Source organism: Hafnia alvei (assembly GCF_900095695.1).
Lineage (GTDB): Bacteria > Pseudomonadota > Gammaproteobacteria > Enterobacterales > Enterobacteriaceae > Hafnia > Hafnia alvei_B.
The window spans coordinates 53,590-72,838 of sequence record NZ_FMIQ01000067.1; the positions used below are offsets into that span (position 1 = coordinate 53,590).

15 protein-coding genes are annotated in these 19,249 nt (G+C 50.1%); 11 read left to right on the plus strand and 4 right to left on the minus strand.

Going from position 1 to position 19,249, the window contains the following annotated elements; translation table 11 throughout:
• The first annotated feature begins 274 nt into the window (after positions 1–274).
• From menD to BN1044_RS18355, 9 genes are all read left to right on the plus strand, one after another.
• Positions 275–1,954, plus strand: coding sequence for a 2-succinyl-5-enolpyruvyl-6-hydroxy-3-cyclohexene-1-carboxylic-acid synthase (menD, locus tag BN1044_RS18315; RefSeq protein WP_072309878.1), 1,680 nt, complete (start codon positions 275–277; stop codon positions 1,952–1,954).
• Positions 1,951–2,742, plus strand: a complete 792-nt coding sequence (gene menH / locus BN1044_RS18320) for a 2-succinyl-6-hydroxy-2,4-cyclohexadiene-1-carboxylate synthase (RefSeq protein ID WP_432612976.1) — start codon at positions 1,951–1,953, stop codon at positions 2,740–2,742. The genes menD and menH overlap by 4 nt, the downstream gene beginning before the upstream one ends.
• A gap of 13 nt (positions 2,743–2,755) precedes the next feature.
• Positions 2,756–3,613 carry a 1,4-dihydroxy-2-naphthoyl-CoA synthase gene (gene menB / locus BN1044_RS18325; protein ID WP_025797973.1) on the plus strand — a complete coding sequence of 286 codons (858 nt, stop codon included), beginning with the start codon at positions 2,756–2,758 and terminating at the stop codon, positions 3,611–3,613.
• Positions 3,613–4,584, plus strand: coding sequence for an o-succinylbenzoate synthase (gene menC, locus BN1044_RS18330; RefSeq protein ID WP_072309879.1), 972 nt, complete (start codon positions 3,613–3,615; stop codon positions 4,582–4,584). Before menB ends, menC begins: the two co-directional genes overlap by 1 nt.
• Before the next feature lies 1 nt (position 4,585).
• Positions 4,586–5,968: an o-succinylbenzoate--CoA ligase gene (gene menE / locus BN1044_RS18335; protein ID WP_072309880.1), complete on the plus strand. Its 1,383-nt coding sequence runs from the start codon at positions 4,586–4,588 to the stop codon at positions 5,966–5,968.
• 646 nt (positions 5,969–6,614) lie between these two features.
• On the plus strand, positions 6,615–7,160 hold the full coding sequence (locus BN1044_RS18340; protein WP_072309881.1) for a fimbrial protein: 546 nt from the start codon (positions 6,615–6,617) through the stop codon (positions 7,158–7,160).
• A 133-nt stretch (positions 7,161–7,293) separates the two neighbouring features.
• Positions 7,294–9,819 (plus strand): fimbria/pilus outer membrane usher protein, encoded by a 2,526-nt coding sequence (locus tag BN1044_RS18345; RefSeq protein WP_072309882.1) that lies wholly within the window; start codon positions 7,294–7,296, stop codon positions 9,817–9,819.
• 12 nt (positions 9,820–9,831) lie between these two features.
• Positions 9,832–10,554, plus strand: a complete 723-nt coding sequence (locus BN1044_RS18350; protein ID WP_072309883.1) for a fimbrial biogenesis chaperone — start codon at positions 9,832–9,834, stop codon at positions 10,552–10,554.
• 9 nt (positions 10,555–10,563) lie between these two features.
• The gene (locus BN1044_RS18355) at positions 10,564–11,733 is read left to right on the plus strand and encodes a fimbrial protein (protein WP_247650232.1); all 1,170 of its coding nucleotides are present in this window, start codon (positions 10,564–10,566) and stop codon (positions 11,731–11,733) included.
• An 81-nt stretch (positions 11,734–11,814) separates the two neighbouring features.
• Here the strand turns inward: BN1044_RS18355 and BN1044_RS18360 are convergent, their stop codons facing one another.
• Entirely contained in the window at positions 11,815–13,248 is a 1,434-nt protein-coding gene (locus BN1044_RS18360; RefSeq protein WP_072309884.1) for a catalase, read from the minus strand.
• Between the two features lie 389 nt (positions 13,249–13,637).
• On the opposite strand from BN1044_RS18360, the gene BN1044_RS18365 reads away from it, so the two are divergent.
• Positions 13,638–14,183 (plus strand): YfaZ family outer membrane protein, encoded by a 546-nt coding sequence (locus BN1044_RS18365; RefSeq protein ID WP_072309885.1) that lies wholly within the window; start codon positions 13,638–13,640, stop codon positions 14,181–14,183.
• 207 nt (positions 14,184–14,390) lie between these two features.
• On the opposite strand, the gene trpS is transcribed toward BN1044_RS18365, so the two are convergent.
• A complete protein-coding gene (trpS, locus tag BN1044_RS18370) occupies positions 14,391–15,416 on the minus strand; it encodes a tryptophan--tRNA ligase (RefSeq protein WP_072309886.1) in 1,026 nt (341 codons plus the stop codon).
• A gap of 181 nt (positions 15,417–15,597) precedes the next feature.
• Positions 15,598–16,809 (minus strand): tyrosine transporter TyrP, encoded by a 1,212-nt coding sequence (gene tyrP, locus BN1044_RS18375; protein ID WP_072309908.1) that lies wholly within the window; start codon positions 16,807–16,809, stop codon positions 15,598–15,600.
• A gap of 210 nt (positions 16,810–17,019) precedes the next feature.
• Between tyrP and BN1044_RS18380 the strand changes: the two genes are divergently transcribed.
• Positions 17,020–18,213, plus strand: a complete 1,194-nt coding sequence (locus BN1044_RS18380; protein WP_072309887.1) for a nicotinamide mononucleotide deamidase-related protein YfaY — start codon at positions 17,020–17,022, stop codon at positions 18,211–18,213.
• Between the two features lie 80 nt (positions 18,214–18,293).
• Here BN1044_RS18380 and yvcK read toward each other — a convergent pair whose 3' ends face one another.
• The gene (gene yvcK, locus BN1044_RS18385) at positions 18,294–19,202 is read right to left on the minus strand and encodes a uridine diphosphate-N-acetylglucosamine-binding protein YvcK (RefSeq protein ID WP_072309888.1); all 909 of its coding nucleotides are present in this window, start codon (positions 19,200–19,202) and stop codon (positions 18,294–18,296) included.
• Between the last annotated feature and the right edge of the window lie 47 nt (positions 19,203–19,249).

Below are 19,249 nucleotides of genomic sequence, written 5' to 3' on the forward strand. Positions count from 1 at the left end.
CAATCCAAAAGCCAGACGGATCCTCTGGCTTCATATACTCCCCTTAGCTGATTGTGGTCTTGGGCTCGCTGGTGTAACATATTGCACGCGTAATCCCTTTTGATTTTCTTTCAAAAACATGAAGTTACTCTACGTTATGGTTTTGTAAGACATAGTTTTGTAAGACCTTCAAATTGCGAACAAATTAACGGCTTTATCATTATCGAGCTCGGATGGGCTTCGATGAGTGGGCTAAGCTGAGAAAACCCTTTTTTAACCAGACTGCTGAGCCGCCATGTCGACAAGTGTATTTAACCGCCACTGGGCCGCGTTGTTACTGGAGGCGTTAACCCGCCACGGTGTTCGCCATATCTGTATTGCTCCCGGCTCCCGTTCTACGCCGCTGACGCTTGCGGCGGCGGCTAATTCCCAGCTTATTTGTCATACGCATTTTGATGAGCGTGGCTTGGGCCATTTGGCGCTTGGGCTGGCGAAAGCTTCCGGCGAGCCGGTTGCCGTTATCGTTACATCGGGTACAGCGGTTGCGAATCTGTACCCTGCTCTGATTGAGGCGGGCCTGACCGGCGAACGTCTGGTTATGCTGACCGCCGATCGTCCGCCAGAGCTTATCGACTGCGGTGCCAATCAGGCCATTCGTCAAAACGGTATTTTTGCATCCCATCCTAAGCAAACGCTGAACCTGCCAAGGCCGACGCCTGATATTCCCGCTCGCTGGCTGGCTTCGGCCATTGATAGCGCGATGGCGCAGCTGAGCCATGGCGCATTGCATGTGAACTGTCCTTTTGCTGAACCTCTGTATGGTGATGACGATGGTTCAGCCGATGCGTGGTCGAAAACGCTGGGCGAATGGTGGCAGGATCCTCGTCCGTGGCTGCGTGAGACAGATCTGCATGCGCGCACTGCGGTAAAACAGCCCGACTGGTTTTACTGGCGGCAAAAACGCGGTGTGATCTTAGCGGGCAGAATGAGCGCCGAAGAGGGCGATCAAGTTTCTCAATGGGCTGAACTGCTCGGCTGGCCGCTGATTGGCGATGTTTTATCGCAGAGCGGCCAACCTTTGCCGTGTGCGGATTTATGGCTGGCGAATCCAAAAGCTCAGGCATTATTGGAGCAGGCGCAGGTGGTTATCCAGTTCGGCAGTAGCCTGACGGGCAAGCGTCTGTTGCAGTGGCAGGCAAGCAGCCAACCGCAAGAATATTGGCTGATTGATCCGTTAGAAGGGCGATTGGATCCTGCGAATCACTATGGTCGCCGCGTGATCGCGTCTATCGCGGATTGGTTGGCGCTGCACCCCGCGCAGCCACGTGCGCCGTGGGCACCGGAGCTGGAACTGTTGGCAGATACTGCCCAGCAGTGCGTGACTGAATATCTGGATGAGCATTTTGGCGAGGCGCAGGTGGCGCAGCGCATCCCTGAATTATTGCCTGAGAATGGTCAGCTGTTCGTCGGTAATAGCTTGATTGTTCGACTGATTGATGCGTTTGCCCAACTTCCTGCTGGGTATCCGGTTTATAGCAACCGTGGCGCAAGCGGCATCGATGGGCTGATTTCTACTGCGGCGGGCGTGCAGCGCGCCACGGCGAAACCGACGCTGGCGATCGTTGGCGATCTCTCCGCGCTTTACGATCTTAATGCCTTAGCGCTTTTGCGCCACTGTTCTGCGCCGACGGTATTTATCGTGGTAAATAACAATGGCGGACAGATTTTCTCTATGCTGCCAACGCCAGAAGCTGAGCGTGAACGCTTTTATCTGATGCCGCAGGACGTGGAGTTCCAGCATGCCGCCGCGATGTTCAAACTGGCCTATGCCCAGCCACAAAGTTGGGATGATCTGGTTGATGCGGTGCAGCAAGGCTGGCGTCGCACGGGGGCCACGCTTATTGAGCTGCAGGTTTCTCCTAGCGAAGGCGCGGAAACGCTGCGCGATCTGCTTGCTCAGGTAAAAGCGCTGTGATTTTGGCCGCGACATACCTCCTTTGCGGTTCGAACATTGCGGCTCAAACGCAGGCGGGATCTTCTCCGACTTTAGTCTGGTTACATGGTTTTCTGGGCGAAGGCAGCGAGTGGCGAGATTTTGCCTCTCAGCTGCCCGAGTTTTCACATCTGCTGGTTGATCTCCCCGGCCACGGTCGTTCGGCGCAGCTCTGCGCAGACGGTTTTACCGCCGTAGATGCTGCTTTGCGGGACACCTTGGCGCATTATGATATTTCATCCTATGCGCTTATTGGCTATTCATTGGGCGGGCGGGTGGCGATGTACCACGCGGCCCAGCATCCCGAAGGATTAAAAGCCTTGCTGGTGGAAGGCGGCAATCCGGGGCTGAAAACGCAAGCTGAGCGGGTGGCCAGAATTGAAAACGACGCACGCTGGGCCGAGCGTTTTCGGCAACAGCCGATGTCGGATGTTCTTCAGGCATGGTATCAGCAGCCAGTATTTGCCGAGCTGAGTGAACATGAGCGTCACCGTTTGATTACATTACGCGCGGCGCAGAACGGCGAGCCTTTGGCTACAATGCTTGAGTCAACGTCGTTGGGCAAACAGCCGCGACTTACCGCACAGCTAAAAACGCTGGCGGTTCCTTTTATCTATTTATGCGGCGAGCGTGACGCTAAGTTTCAGCAGCTTGCCGCCGAATCTGATTTGCCGGTGCGTGTTATTACAGACGCCGGACATAACGCACATCGCGCCAATCCTGACGAGTTTGTTGCTCAGGTGCGCGACTTTTTTACCCCACTTCTTTAACAGGAATCTGACTATGCTGTATCCAAGCGAACAAGAGCTGTATGCACCGATTGAGTGGCAGGACTGCTCTGCTGATTTTGAAGATATTCTCTACCATAAATCGGCAGACGGTATCGCTAAAATCACCATCAACCGCCCGCAGGTGCGCAACGCTTTCCGCCCTCAGACGGTTAAAGAGATGATTCAGGCCATGTCTGATGCGCGCTATGACGACCATATCGGCACCATCATTCTAACCGGCGCAGGCGATAAAGCGTTTTGCTCCGGCGGTGACCAAAAGGTTCGCGGCGACTACGGCGGCTATAAAGATGCCAGCGGCACTCATCACCTGAACGTGCTGGATTTCCAGCGTCAGATCCGTACCTGTCCTAAACCAGTGGTGGCGGCGGTAGCGGGTTACTCCATCGGTGGCGGTCACGTGCTGCATATGATGTGCGATTTGACCATTGCAGCAGAAAATGCGGTCTTTGGTCAGACCGGGCCTAAAGTCGGTTCCTTCGACGGTGGCTGGGGTGCTTCTTATATGGCGCGTATCGTCGGCCAGAAAAAAGCACGCGAAATCTGGTTCCTGTGCCGTCAGTACAACGCACAAGAAGCGTTGGATATGGGCTTGGTTAACACCGTGGTGCCTTTAGCCGATCTGGAAAAAGAAACCGTGCGCTGGTGTCGTGAAATGCTGCGCAATAGCCCAATGGCGCTGCGCTGCCTGAAAGCTGCCTTGAACGCAGACTGCGACGGTCAAGCTGGTCTGCAAGAGTTGGCAGGTAACGCCACCATGCTGTTCTACATGACCGATGAAGGTCAGGAAGGGCGCAACGCGTTTAACGAAAAACGTGAACCCGATTTCTCTAAATTCAAGCGTAATCCGTAATGCGACAGGTCACACTTTACCGTTACAGCCTGCCTATGGATGCAGGCGTCATTCTGCGCAACCAGCGGCTAAAAACTCGTGACGGGTTGATAGTGTGCCTGCGCGAGGGTGAACAGGAAGGTTGGGGCGAAATCGCCCCTTTGCCTGAGTTTAGTGATGAGACACTCGAACAGGCACAGGAAGCTGCGCTGGCTGATTTGCAGCAGTGGGCCGCAGGCCTGCAGCCTAATGAAAATGCGCTACCTTCAGTGGCGTTTGGTTTGAGCTGCGCGTTGGCTGAGCTTTCAGGCTTGCTGCCAACGGAAGCTAACTATCGCAAAGCGCCTCTGTGTTCCGGTGACCCTGACGAATTGTTTGCGGTGCTGCAAGCTATCCCTGGCGAGAAAGTGGCCAAGGTGAAAGTCGGTTTGTACGAAGCGGTACGCGACGGCATGGTGGTTAACGTGCTGCTCGAGGCGCTGCCCGATCTGAAACTGCGTTTGGATGCCAACCGCAGCTGGACACGGGCTAAAGCCGATGGATTTGCCAAATATGTGAATCCTGAATGGCGCAACCGTATCGCGTTTCTGGAAGAACCGTGCAAAACCCGCGATGAGTCGCGTGATTTTGCGCGCCAAACCGGCATTGCGATTGCGTGGGATGAAAGCGTGCGTGAGCCCGATTTTCGCGTTGAAGCCGAAGGGGGCGTGGCGGCCATTGTGATTAAACCGACCTTAACCGGCAGTTTGCAGCGCTGTCAGCAGCTAATTTCACAGGCGCATCAAGTGGGGCTAGACGCGGTGATTAGCTCCAGCATCGAGTCGAGCCTTGGTCTAACTCAACTGGCGCGCGTGGCGGCATGGTTGACGCCGAATACGGTACCCGGTTTGGATACGTTAGATTTGATGCAGGCGCAGCTTATCCGCCCTTGGCCGGAAAACAGCTTGCCGTTGCAGGACGTTTCTTCATTAGATGTGGTATGGCGTTCTTAGCATGACAGCAAAGATTTATCCTGCGTTTACCGACTGGCCTTGGCAGCACTGGGCCAGTCACACCCCCGAACATACGGCGTTGCTTCTAGAAAGCACGCCGGTGAGTTGGCGGGTTTTGAGTCAAAAGATCGGTCAGTTAGCGTCGAGCTTTATGCACCAAGGCGTCACTGCTGATGCCATCGTCGCCGTTCGCGGCAAGAATAGCGCTGAGCTGCTGCTGGCTTATTTAGCCGTTTTGCAATGTGGTGCACGGGTTCTGCCGCTTAATCCGCAGTTGCCCGAGGCTCTGCTGAGCGAACTGTTGCCCCAGCTCAATGTTGATTATGGCTATAGCCCAGACGGTGAGTTCCGCTGGCCAAACGGTATTGCGGTGCTGAGCGCGTCAGATGCAGCTTCTACCGCCTTACCGTCGTGGCAAGCGCAGCGCTTAGCAACGCTGACGCTAACCTCAGGGTCAACGGGAATGCCGAAAGCCGCCGCACATAGTTTTCAGGCGCATCTGTCTAGCGCGGCGGGTGTCTTGTCATTGATGCCCTTAGAGCAAGACGATAGCTGGCTGCTTTCATTACCATTATTCCACGTGTCTGGGCAAGGCATCGTGTGGCGCTGGTTGCTTGCCGGCGCGAGCTTGGCGGTGCGCAATATGCATCCGCTGGATGAGGCTCTACGTGGCTGTACTCATGCTTCATTAGTGCCGACTCAGCTGTGGCGCTTGCTGAATCAGCCTGAAACGACGTTGACGCTGAAAGACGTTTTGCTCGGTGGTGCGATGATCCCGGTTGATTTAACCCAGCAGGCGGAAGCTCGTGGTATCCGCTGCTGGTGTGGTTATGGTTTGACCGAGATGGCGTCAACCGTGTGTGCTAAACGCGCCGATGCTTTGCCTGGCGTGGGGTTGCCGCTTACGGGGCGTGAACTGATGCTGGCTGACGGCGAGATCCTACTGCGGGGCGATAACATGGCATCGGGTTACTGGCGCGATGGGCATTTATTCCCCTTAGCCGACGCGGACGGTTGGTTTCATACCCGCGATCGCGGCGAGATGCAAAATGGTGAGCTGAGAATTATTGGCCGGCTCGACAACCTGTTTTTCAGCGGTGGCGAGGGCATTCAGCCAGAAGATGTCGAACGCGTTCTGCTGACTCACCCCGATATTCAGCAGGCGTTTGTGCTGCCGGTGGACGATTGTGAGTTTGGTCAGCGGCCAGTTGCGGTTATTGAAACCCGAGAAGCGCTGGATTTGTCCTCGCTGGCTCAGTGGATTCAAGGAAAGCTAGCCCGTTTTCAACAGCCTATTCGTTACTACCTTCTCCCCGAAGCCCTAAAACAGGGGGGGATTAAAATCTCGCGTAAGCAAATAGCAATGTGGCTATCTAACCTATAGCAAAAACTCTGAGTAAATTTTGCTCAGAGTTTGTTATGAATGAGTGTTCTGTGTTGATTTTTTTATAGTATTAATTTATGAGTCCCTTCCTTTTATTCCTGCTAACAAATGAATTAAAATTCCATGTATTTCAAAATCATAATAAATGAATATAATCGATGCATGTTTGGAATGCATTAAGCAATCATTAATGCATTGCTAAATAACGGAGTTTTATCGTTATGGATATTTAGGTGAATGTATGCAACGTAATTTTTACTTATGTTACATACGGCTGTATCGGTTTTTTTCTTTATACTTATTCTATGTCGCCATATTTAAATTAATCTGCTCGTTTTAGCGTTATGCAATTGGCCAAAAAATGATTTTTTCTTTGCTGCTTTAATCGTTTAGGTATGCCTTATTGATGCATTTAAAACGCTAGAGGCTAGTTTCTTAACAGAAATGTGTTAATTGGATAGATTGTTAATTTGAATTTTATTTTCAATATTTATTGTGACTAACAAATGAATTAAATTTTTATGTATTCCAAAATTGTAATCCATACATATAATTTATTGGTGGTTAGCACTCATGCATTTTGGCTTTACGCATGTGTGAACTAAAAAATGGATTGTTTTATCTTTATGGATAGCAAGGTGAATTTATGAAATATAAGCTTTTAGTTTTATCAATGTTAGCAGCAAGTTCATTCTCTGCGCTTGCCTCTGATGGCGATATTACCTTCGTGGGAACAGTATCTGCTTCGGCATGTACGTTAAAGGGTTTCAATGGAGATACGGTAACATCTGATGCCGCAATGACGCTCCCCACGGTAACACCATCTTCGTTTAATTCTGCATTTGGCTATGCAGGGATGATGGATTTTACGATTGACCTTAAAGACTGTGATAAGACCACGTTAAGCAATGCGGAGGTAACGTTCAGCGGTTCACCCGATGCGGTTGATAATAATATTCTGAAAAATGGAAGCAGCTCAAACCCAGCAACAGGCGTTGGTGTAGCCTTGCTGGAGAATGATGGTACTACGCTGGTTGATATTAATGGTGGCAAACCTTCTAAGCCACAGGCTTTATCAACAGGTAATACAACATTGCGTTTCAAAGTTGCCTACAAGGCTAATACCTCTACTCCGGAAGTCAGTGCGGGTAGTGTAACGGCAAAAACTTTCATTGATATTATGTATAACTAAAAGGTTCTGTCTGCTCGTTTTATCCCGATCATAAATAATTTAAATGAGATGTCGTTATTTGAATTATTTTGGAGCCTTTTGTTAATGAGTTTAAAGCGGAACAATAGTGATGAGGATTCATTTTTTATTCATAATGAGATTTATCATTATTGTCTCTGCTTTTTTTTCATTGCATGCAATTGCCAGCGAAGAAAAAAATTCGATTTCAACGGATAGTGCTGAATTTGACGCTGATTTTTTACGCAAAAATACGCAAGAAATACCGCAGCAGTTTTATCATCCTGATCAAATTGAACCAGGAACGAATACCGTCGATATTGTTTTGAATGGGCACTCCGTGTTTAAAACAAAAGTCGAATTTATTTCCATGTCAAAAAATAAAAGCGCTGAGCCGTGTTTAACATTAGCGCTATTACATCAAATAAGACTCGATCATGAATTGCCTGAACAAAGCAAAAGTGCGAGTGAAACATGTTATGACCTTGTCGCTAAGTGGCCTGATGCAAAAGTAAAATACGACGCTGCTATGCAGCAACTTATTATCACGGCGCCACAGGCTGCAATGAATGTGGCAACCCAAAGTGAAATGATTGACCCTTCTTTGTGGGACAAGGGAGTCAATGCGCTACGTTTAGGTTATTCCAGCTACGTTTATCATACCGAAAATCACAATAGTAACAGCTCTGACAATGACAGCAGCGATACGGCATATCTAAGCCTGAATTCTGGCGTGAATCTGGGTGACTGGCGTTTTTATAGCTTTGATACTTTTAATAAATCTGAATTGGGTTGGGAGCAAAACCACGATCGCGCCTATGCAGAACGCGATATTGCCTCACTGGTTTCTCGCTTCACCGTCGGCGATGTTTATGCCAGCACATCAAGCGATGTGTTAGGTATTTTACCCGTGCGAGGCATGACGCTTGAGACCAATAATCAGATGCTGCCTGCCGATACTTTCAGCTACTCACCGGTTATCCGTGGTGTTGCACGAACCAATGCGCGAGTCGTGATCCGCCAGCGTGGAAATATTATTTATAGCCAAACGGTGGCACCGGGTAGTTTTGCTATTCATGACTTAAATAATGGGCAAATTGGGGCTGATTTAGATGTCACGGTTGAGGAGAGTGATGGGAGCAAGCAGCAATTTACCGTTCCTTATACATCACTGCCGGATATGTTGAGGCCAGGAACATGGCGCTATGGTTTGAGCGCGGGCCGGTATCGAGATGATAGTCTTTCTTATAATCCCCTAGTAGTGCAAGGAAACTTGCAGTACGGCTTTGATAGATTGACGTTAAGCGACCTTATTGTTGCCGGTGAAGGATACCAATCAACCGCGTTGAGTACTGCTTTCAACCTCGGTTACTTGGGCAGCGTATCGCTAGATTGGGCCTTTGAGCGCCATCAAAAAGCATCAGATGGCGATCCACAATCGTTTAATGATGACACCGCGTATCGAATCGGCGATAGCGGGAGAGCACTGCGGTTGCTGTATGCACGCCGTTTCGACAGCACGGATACGTCATTGCAATTAATGGGCTATCGCTACCAATCTGCAAGTTTTATGGATTTCCCTGAGTACGCCAGTTGGCGCTGGGGAAATGATGACTCGCGCTACCAGCGTAAAAGCGAAATTCAAGCCACGCTTAATCAGGGGCTTGGCGAGTTTGGTAACGGCTATTTTACGCTGCAACGCGATAATTATTATGATTCAAGTGCCGCTGATACGTCATTAACGATGGGATATAGCTTTAACATCGGCTCAGCGAATATTGGCATGAGCTATAACTACCAGATGAATTCCAGTTCAGGTGGTGATGTCGATCCCAACCGTCAGTTCTCATTGAATGTGTCTGTGCCTTGGGATTTGGGTGAAAAAAGAAGCCGTAATGTGTCGTTTAGCACCAGTAGCAGTAATCATTCCGGTGATACCCAGATGGCAACGGTATCAGGGTCTGAACTGGATAATGCATTAAGCTACGCACTTTCGGCTCAGCATAACAGCGACGGGTATTCGCCTATAGCGTCGATGGCTTACCGTAATAGCGTCGCCAATATGAGTGCGAGCGCAAGCATGGGGCAGGGAAGCCGACAATATTCTGCCGGGCTTTCTGGCGGGGTAGTTGCCTATAGCGGCGGGGTGGTTTTATCTCAGATGTTGGGGGATACCATCGCCATCGTTGAAACGCCAGGGGCACAAAATATCAGCATAGAAGGACAACCGGGCGTATCGACAAACCGTTGGGGGTTAGCGGTTGTGCCATCAATTTCGCCTTATCGAGATAATGCGCTGTCGCTAGATTCTCGTCATGCTGATGATAACGTTGAGTTACTGGACTCGGGCGACAATGTGGTTCCTACGCATGGTGCCGTTGTGGTTCGTCGTTTCCAGACAAAGGTTGGGCGCAGGGCGATCGTGATGTTATCACTGACTAGCGGTAAACCAGCCCCCTTTGGTGCCAGTGTATGGCAAGGGAAGGAGCAGGTTGGCATGGTTGCTGATAATGGATTGCTGTATCTGAATGGGATCTTGGCCGATGGCGATACAACATTGCATGTGACATTGGAGAATGAAAGTCAGTGCCAATTTGTTTTGCCTGCGGCAAAAGATTCTTCTGAACCTTGGTATCAACAAATCAACGCGATTTGTGGCTAATAAGAGAAATATATGAATTTCAGCAAAAAAGTTGTGGTACCTATGCTCATAGGTCTTTTTATCACTGCCAACGGCGCTCAGGCCGCAGTACGCCCATCCTTGACGCGTATTGTTGCACTTGAAAGCGACAAAGAAACACCGATTAAACTTATTAATGATGATAAAAACCATGATTACTTAGTGCAGTCGTGGATTGAAGATCAGCAAGGTAACGATAAAGGTTTACCGCTAATTTTGACTCCGCCGTTATTCAAAATTAGTGCCGGACGAGAAGGGCGACTGCGGATGGTGATATTGCCAGGAAAAATACCGCAGGATCGTGAGTCAGTATATTGGCTGTGGATCCAAGAAATTCCGCCCGTTAGCAAAAGCAAAGAAAATCAATTACAGCTGGCCGTCCGTACGCGATTGAAAGTGTTTGTACGTCCAACCGATTTGAAAGAGAAATCGGCGGATACGCTAAAAGCGCTGACATGGCAGGTCAGCCATGACGGCGGAAAGGCATGGTTGGTAGCGAAAAACCCGACTGAATATTACGCAAGTTTCTCTGAGCTATCCGTGAGCAACGCAGGTAAGCAGCTGCCTGTATCTGGAAAAAATACGATGGTGCCCGCAAAGGGGGAAGCTCGTTATACGTTACCCGCTGGCGTGGCTGGAAGTGGCCAGCTCAATTATTCTTTGATTAATGATTTTGGTGGTGACACACCGATATTGCATCAGACAGTGACGTTCTAACGGAGAACGATGATGAGAAAAAGGTGGCTGGCTCAAGCGGTGTTGATGAGCATTGTTGTATTGCTGGGAGGCGTCATTCCGCGCATGACTTGGGCCGGCGCTTTACGCTGCACAATTAACACCGGTGGAGCCGCTCCCTTCGCGCCCTATACTCGTGAAAATCCCATCGCGGTTGATCAAGATACACCCGATTATACCGTCGTGCTTGCTCTCGATTACGCGCAGTTCTTGCCGAACATGAGGCTAAGCTGTACCACTGATGGCCAAGAGGTAGCGGCTCCTGCGGGATTTGATGGCAATATTTCGTTGAGTCTGAGTGCAATCAATGACACTGCGCTGGACTGGACGGGAGAGGCTCAAACCAATAATAACGGTATTAAGCTTAAACTTTATATTAAAGCGGTATCCTATAACGATGAAACGCTGGCAAATAGCTATCCACCCGCTAAATTGGCCACAAGGAAGTTTCTTGGCGTTGAGTATCCTATTATTAACGGCAAAGACGATACCACGCTGTTTGAATTTGGCGCTCAATATAATGCGGATAAAAGTTTATATAAATTTGATGAGACGCATAATTATGCCATTGAGTCCATGCGTGCCGAATTAGTGAAGCTTGGTTGGATAGACTATAGTGCGCTTCCGGTTATTCCAGCCGGTGCACATCTTACTTTTACCGTCGATGGCATGTCAGGTTTGGCGACGGTTGATGTTCCCTTAGGCTCCGGAGTGTATATGGCTGCGCCATCATGCAGTTTAGATTCGGCGCATCAAACGGTTGAGTTAGGCAATTTTAATAAGCGTAGCTCGGGGGCGTTTCCCCAAGAAGGGGCGCAAACACAGTTTGGCATTGGATTTACCTGTAGCAGCTATACCAATAATGTTGAATTTACCTTTGATGATGCCAATTCAATCTTAAAAGGCAGTGATAAATTAGTGGCGCATAGCGAGGCTAACGGGAAAAAACTCAGCGGGATCGCGGTTTCGCTCTATGACGCGCAAGGGAACCCCGTCGTCATGGGAACTAAGCAACATATTGGCAGCGCTCAGCAAGGAGCAAATACGGCTTATTATCAAGCCGCCATTGTGCAAACAGCTGCAGAGATCTCGGATTCTTCTTCTGCTAACTTTGCGGGTAAAATTACCGCCAAAGCGAACGTGACCATTACTTATTATTGATTACGGTGAATTAGCGGATAAAAAAACAGGAGCCTAAAGGCTCCTGTTTACGTTTATAGCTTCAAGCATGGAGAGGCGCGATTACTGCCCCAATGCCTTCATGATGCCGGCCGCATAGTCAGGGTGGATCTGTGCAAAATGGCACAAAGCTCGTTTCTGAATAGCTTCAGGTACCTGAGATAACTCGCCTGCGATACGGGTGTACATGCGCTGATGTTCTTCTTCACTCAGCAAATTAAACAGTGCACGAGGCTGAGTGTAGTAGTCGGTGTCTTCGCGGTGATTCCAGTGATCCGCAGCACCTTCGATGGTTAGCGGTGGTTCGCTGAAATCAGGCTGCTCTTGGAATACACCAAAGCTGTTTGGCTCGTAGGTTGCACCGTTGCCGCTGTTACCGTCAACGCGCATTGCCCCATCACGATGGTAGTTGTGGAACGGGCACTGTGGCGCGTTCACCGGGATTTGGTGATGGTTTACGCCCAAACGATAGCGGTGCGCATCGCCGTATGAGAACAAACGCCCCTGCAACATTTTATCCGGGGAGAAGCTGATCCCAGGAACGACGTTGGCCGGATTCATGGCAACCTGTTCGATTTCCGCAAAGTAGTTGTCTGGGTTACGGTTCAGTTCGAAGTAACCGACATCAATCAGTGGGTAATCTTTATGTGGCCATACCTTAGTAAGGTCAAACGGGTTGTAAGGCGTTTGCGCCGCTTCTTTCTCTGGCATGATCTGCACCTGCAGATTCCAGCGAGGGAAATCTTTGCGTTCGATAGCATCGTACAGATCGCGCTGTGAGCTTTCACGGTCTTTACCGATCAGCGCTTCAGCTTCGTCATCCATCAGGTTTTCAATGCCTTGCTGGCAACGGAAATGGAATTTAACCCAGAAACGCTCATTGTCGGCATTGATAAAACTGAAGGCGTGACTACCAAAACCGTGCATGTGACGGTAAGACTTCGGCAAACCACGGTCGCTGAAGTCGATGGTGAGCTGGTGGAAGGCTTCTGGCAGCTGTGAGAAGAAATCCCACTTGTAGACCGGATTACGCAGGTTGGTGCGCGGGTCACGTTTTACCACGTGATTCAGGTCAGGGAACTTCAGCGGATCGCGCAGATAGAAGATCGGTGTATCGTTACCCACCAGATCCCAGTTACCTTCTTCGGTATAAAACTTCATGGCGAAGCCACGAATATCACGTTCTGCATCGGCAGCACCGCGTTCACCGGCGACGGTTGAGAAACGCACCATCATCGGGGTTTGTTTGCCGATTTCAGAGAAAATTTTTGCGCGAGTGTATTTGGTAATATCGTGAGTGACGGTGAATGTGCCGTGTGCGCCTGATCCTTTGGCGTGCATACGACGCTCTGGAATGACTTCACGGTCAAAGTGGGCCAGTTTCTCGAGGAACCAGACGTCCTGTAACAGCATGGGGCCGCGTGGTCCTGCTGTAATAACGTTGTTGTTGTCAACAACGGGGGCGCCTGCGGCGGTGGTCAGTCCTTTTTTGCTCATTACTTCTCTCCTTCGTCAAGAGTCAGTGAATTGCTTCAACCGGGTGATACCTTTCGTTTCAGGGCGCTCGAGCTTGTGTGCCTATCACTCAGGTATTGCTCTTCAGCTAAATCCAAAATATGTAGCTGACATAAAAAGATTGCTCTGGGAAAACCGGCTTTCCATAAGTGTTCCGCGAACCAATCTAATCAATATTTGTAGACCTCTTAATGATCTCACGCAAATAGTTAAGGGTTATTAACCAGATTGCTAAAAGTTATCAGACACATAATTGGTTAATTTTTTTACAAAATTTAGAGAAGTTTTCTCTGATTCTCGTTGATGATTGGTTTAAACTCTCGCGCACCGGAATCTGAGAACCGGTCTATTTTTTTAAGGATAATCAATAAATGAAGAAGATCGTTTTGGGCTGCGCATGTGCCGCTCTTTTTTCTGCAACGGCAGCAAATGCTATCAGTATTCATGGTCAAGCGGGTGAGCACTATACGAACGTTGAAGCGGGGTTTGGCACGGATTCATCGGGTTTGTATTCCACGCTGAACTGGGCGCATAACGACGACGATGGCGATGTTGCTGGCCTTGGGCTGGGTGTTAATCTGCCATTGGGGCCTTTTCTCGTTAACGTAGGGGGCAAGGCGCTCTATCTTAACCCACAGAAAGACGGTAGCGACGGGTATGCGATTGCCGTTGGTGGTGGTTTACAGTGGCCATTAACGAAAAGTTTCTCTTTGTATGGTGAGGGATACTACTCGCCAGATTCACTGTCTAGCGGCATTAACGATTACAAAGAAGCGAGCGCAGGTCTGCGTTGGAGCGTGATCCGCCCAGTGACGATTGATGTTGGTTATCGCTATATTGAAATGTCGGGCAAAGACGGCGATCGTAATAACGTCGTGGCTGATGGTGCCTATGTGGGTGCCGGTATTGGGTTCTAAGCAACCATAATCATTTCTGAAAAGCGCCGAGTAATCGTTTAAGAGCTCGAGATACACGGGGCTAGCACACCGCGGGGCGCTCCGGCAGCTAAAGCTGCTACGACCCCATCGGTGTACTTCCCCTAAAATCAGGCTTAAGTGACCAGCTTACGATTATTCGGCGCTTTTTTTGTTTCTAAACGTAATGGTTTCTAAAAATAATAATTTTCAAAACATCACCGGTAATCCGAGCCCGCGTTTCACTTCGGCGAGTGTTTGTTGAGTGACCTCACGCGCTTTTTCGGTACCTGCCTGCAAGATTTCCATCAACGCCGCTTTATCGGCAATGAACTGACGACGTTGTTCGCGAATAGGTGCTAACAGCGCCTGTAAACACGCCTCAAGCTCCTGCTTACACTGACGATCGCCCAATCCCCCACGCTGGTAGTGTTCTTTCATTGCGGCAACCAGTGCGGTGTCTGGATGGAACGCATCTAGATAGGTGAACACCACGTTGCCTTCGATTTGTCCTGGATCGCTTACGCGCAGGTGGTTGGGGTCGGTATACATGGCATGAACGGCCTGACTGATTTCATCGGCGCTGGCCCCTAAGGTAAGGGTATTGCCCAATGATTTTGACATTTTGGCGTTGCCATCAATGCCCGGTAAACGACTCACCGCGCTTAACATAGCCTGACAAGGCACCAGAGTGGGTTCTGGCAATAGACTATTCATTTTATGCACGATCTCGTTGGTTTGTTCGAGCATCGGCAACTGATCGTCACCCACCGGAACGCGGTCGGCTTTGAACGCGGTAATATCGGCAGCTTGGCTGATGGGGTAAACCAAAAAACCGGTAGGCAGCGTGCGCGAAAACCCTTTCTGAGCAATTTCGGCTTTTACCGTGGGGTTACGTTCCACGCGTGCCACGCTGACGATATTCATATACAGCATGGTGAGCTCAGCCAGCGCAGGCAGAGCCGACTGCAAACAGATCGTTGTTTTGGCAGGATCGATACCGACCGCCAGATAGTCGGCCATCACTTCGAAAATATTGTGGGAGATTTTTTGCGGATTGCTGCCGTTGTCGGTTAACCCTTGCAGGTCGGCAATCAGAACAAACTGCGGATACAGATCCTGCAATGCGACGCGTTGACGCAGTGAGCCGATGTAGTGTCCAAGATGCAGCTGTCCGGTAGGACGATCGCCGGTAAGAATAGTGTGTGATGCTGAATGAGTATGAAGGTCGGACATGGTAACGCTCCTGAAAAAATAGTAGCCGGAGCGCGTTCTAAAAAGTCACAAGCCGCCCTCCGGCGGCTTGTATAAGATATGTTTGAATCAACAGAATCCTGTGCCGCCGCTAAATGCAGCGCCACCAACGGGCAACCTGAGAAGTTCGGATTATGCTATTCATCTTTTTACCCTATCAAATTTAACCAACAGCTGGCAATAGCCCGGATGCAATTGATAGCTGAATAGCGATGACGCAAAGACCGCACAGGAAAACCAACACCAGTGCCGGCTTTCCACCCATGACGCGATATCCCGCCTGAGGATGGTGCTTACGGGTTTGCCACACCAGCATCGACGGGATCAGCAACGCTAATACCGCCAGCGCAACTGCCGCATAGCCCAGCGCCATAACAAAGCCTTGTGGATAAAATAGGGCAAAAGCCAAAGGGGGAAGAAACGTCATTAAGCCCGTTTGCGCACGCCCAGAGGCTTTATTGCTACGCTGGAACAGATCGGCCAAATAATCAAACAGGCCCAGCGCCACGCCGAGGAAAGAGGTCGCCAGCGCTAAATCAGCAAACAGATGAACGGCAAGTTCAACATGAGGCGTTGCGACCACCTCACGAACCGCCTGTAGCAGGCCATTTAAGCCCGACTGCGCGGCGAGAATACCCACGAAAGTCGAAGAGCTAATGGCGCCCAGCGTCGCAAGCTGCCAGAAAATATAGGCGATAAGCGGGATTGCGCTTCCGGTGATAAACACCCAACGCAGTTTGCGCAGATTGCCGTTCATGTAGCTGACAATACTTGGCACGCTACCGTGGAAGCCGAAAGAGGTAAAAATGACCGGGATTGCAGAGAGCGCAAGTCCCTTTTCCAACGGCATAGTGAGAAGGTTGGCCTGATGAATATGCGGCATCATAAGCGTGAGCATAATCACCAGTAATACAATTTTGGCCGTAAACAGCACGCGGTTAAACATATCAACCGAGTGGGTGCCGATACAGACGACACCGCCAGCGATCAGGGTAAACAGCAGAACGCCAACGCTAGGTTTAATCTCAAGGGATAGCCATTGGCTCAAACTGGAGGCTAGAAGCTCGCCCGCGCCGCTGATGTAGGCTGCCGTTAGCGCATACATCAAAAACAGCATGCTAGCGCCGGTTAACCACTGACCTGAGCGGCCCAGGTAATGTTTGGCCAGCGTGCCCAAACCCGTATCCGCAGATTCGTGTTGATAAACCTCAACCAGCAGCAGGGCGGTGTAGCACATTAACGCCCACAGGCTGACCAGCATGATAAAGGTGGTGCCAAATCCTACGCCGGCAGCCGCAAGCGGCATGGCCAACATTCCCGCTCCGATGGTGGTGCCCGCAACGATGAAAATACTGCCAAGAGTGCGATTCTTCACGCTTTCCTCTGCATTAAGACGATCCATTACTATTTATGACCCGCAGATTAAGGGAAAATATTCTATTCGTCAAACTGGCGTTACATTTGATGTAAATAATTAATTACACCTTATTGGGGGTTAAATTATGTTAATAAAGCATTGTGTTGTGAAAGCGCAGTTTCTAAAGTGGATACTTTAGGATTGCCATAAAATTTTCAGGAGAGGCGTATGCTACGTCTAGAAATGCTCTGTACGGGGGATGAGGTTCTACACGGCCAAATCATTGATACTAATTCCGCATGGCTGGCAGATTATCTCTTTCAGCAGGGGATCCCGATGCGTGCACGTAGCACCGTGGGTGATGCACTGGAAGATTTAGTGTCCACTCTGCAGTTACGTAGCCAATATGCAGACGTTCTGATCGTGAATGGCGGTTTAGGGCCGACCAGCGATGACCTGAGTGCGCAGGCCGCGGCAGATGCTTTAGGTGAACCCTTGGTCGAGCACCCTGAGTGGATCGCGCAGATGGAGGCCTATTTTGCTTCACGTGGGCGTCCGATGTCTGATAGCAACCGCAAACAGGCGATGATCCCAGCCAGCGCCGAGATGATTGATAATCCGGTCGGCACCGCCTGTGGCTTTGCCATTCAGCTCAACGGCTGCTGGATTTTCTTTACGCCGGGAGTGCCTTCTGAATTTAAAGTGATGGTTGAACAGCAAATTTTACCGCGTTTGCGCCAGCGTTTTACGCTATCTGAACCGCCGCTTTGTTTACGACTCACCACCTTTGGCCGCTCCGAAAGCGGTTTAGCACAGCAATTGGATTCATTACCGTTGCCGCCAAACACCACGCTTGGCTATCGTTCGTCGATGCCTATTATCGAATTAAAGTTGACCGGCCCTTCCTCCCAGCGCGAAGCAATGGTTGAAACGTGGCAGCATGTCAGAGCGGTTGCGGGTGAAAACTGTGTGTTTGAAGGGACGGCAGGCTTGCCGCACGATGTCGCTGTTCTTCTCCGCGAGCGTGGGCTACGTTTGGCGGTTAGCGAACAGTTTACCGCTGGGCTTTTAAGCTGGCAGCTACGTTCTGCCGATGCGCCTTTGGGCAATGGCGAACTGCCAGAACACGTCGGTCACAGCAGCTTGAAAGAGGTTGCGTCGCGGGCTCGCATTTTAGCGACGCACAGCGGCGTTGATTTAACGATTGCGATAGGTGAGTTACAAGACGATTGCATCAGCGTAGTGCTGCATTCGGCACAAGAAACTTTCGGCCAAACGCTGGTTTATAGCTCACAGCGCCACAGTCAACGCATCCGTCAGGAAATGACCGCGATGCTAGCGCTGGATATGCTGCGCCGATGGTTAACGGGGCAATCGCCCTACGGTAATTATGAGTGGTTAAAGCCCACAGCGACGTTGTGATGCGTGATTAAACAATTGTAGTGATGATAAGCCCTGAAAAAGTATTTGTTCAGGGCTTATGTTTGCAGAATGTGCGCAAATTAGCTTAACTGCTGCAACGCTTTCTCAATGGCCATGCGCAGCAGATCGCGATCGTGGCGATAAGGAATATCGCTGGCTTCCAGCGTTTCCTGCACCACTACCCGATTTTCCATTCCTTGAATGTTGACCTTTGGCCCCACGACCACGCCGTCGATAGCATGTCCGCCGATGGCTTCTTCCATAATGCGCAGCTTATCGGGTAGGGTTAATGCCGCTGCCGCCACGCTAAGCTCTTTGCCTAGATTACCGATGTAAATCATATGTGCGCGGGTACGGCGCAGGGCGCGCGTCAGATCTTCCAGCAGCAGTAAAGGCATGAGACTGGTTAAGAAACTTCCGGGGCCAATCAGGATCAGATCGGCTTTTTCAATGGCATCAACGGCTTCACGCGTTGCCTTTACCTGTGGTTCAAGCATCAGCTGCGCAGGCATTTCTTTAAGCTGGTCGATGTTCACTTCGCCATAAATAACGTGTCCATCTTGGTCGATGGCGTTGAGATCGACCGGCTGTTCTGACATTGGAATAAGCGAAGCATCAACTTTCAGCAAACTGCGGATCAGGTTAATGGCTTCCAGCGGGCGCACGCTGAGGTGATCTAAGGCTTTTAACATCAGATTTCCAAGGTTATGCCCCGCTAATTCACCGTTACCGTTAAAACGATACTCAAACATGGCAGAAGCCACGCTGGGCTCGGTGATCAACTGATTCAAACAGTTACGCATATCGCCCCACGCGATACCGCCTTCTGAGCGACGAATACGCCCGGTTGAACCGCCGTTATCCGTTGTGGTGACAATGCCTGTTAAACGTGAACCCAGCGGTGACAAGGCTGACATCACGCGGCCAAGGCCGTGTCCGCCTCCTAGGGCGACGACCTTATCGAGATCGGCTAAAGCGCGGTTTCGCATAAAAATCCTACAAAATGAAAATAAACTGTGGGTAAAGTACCGGATCA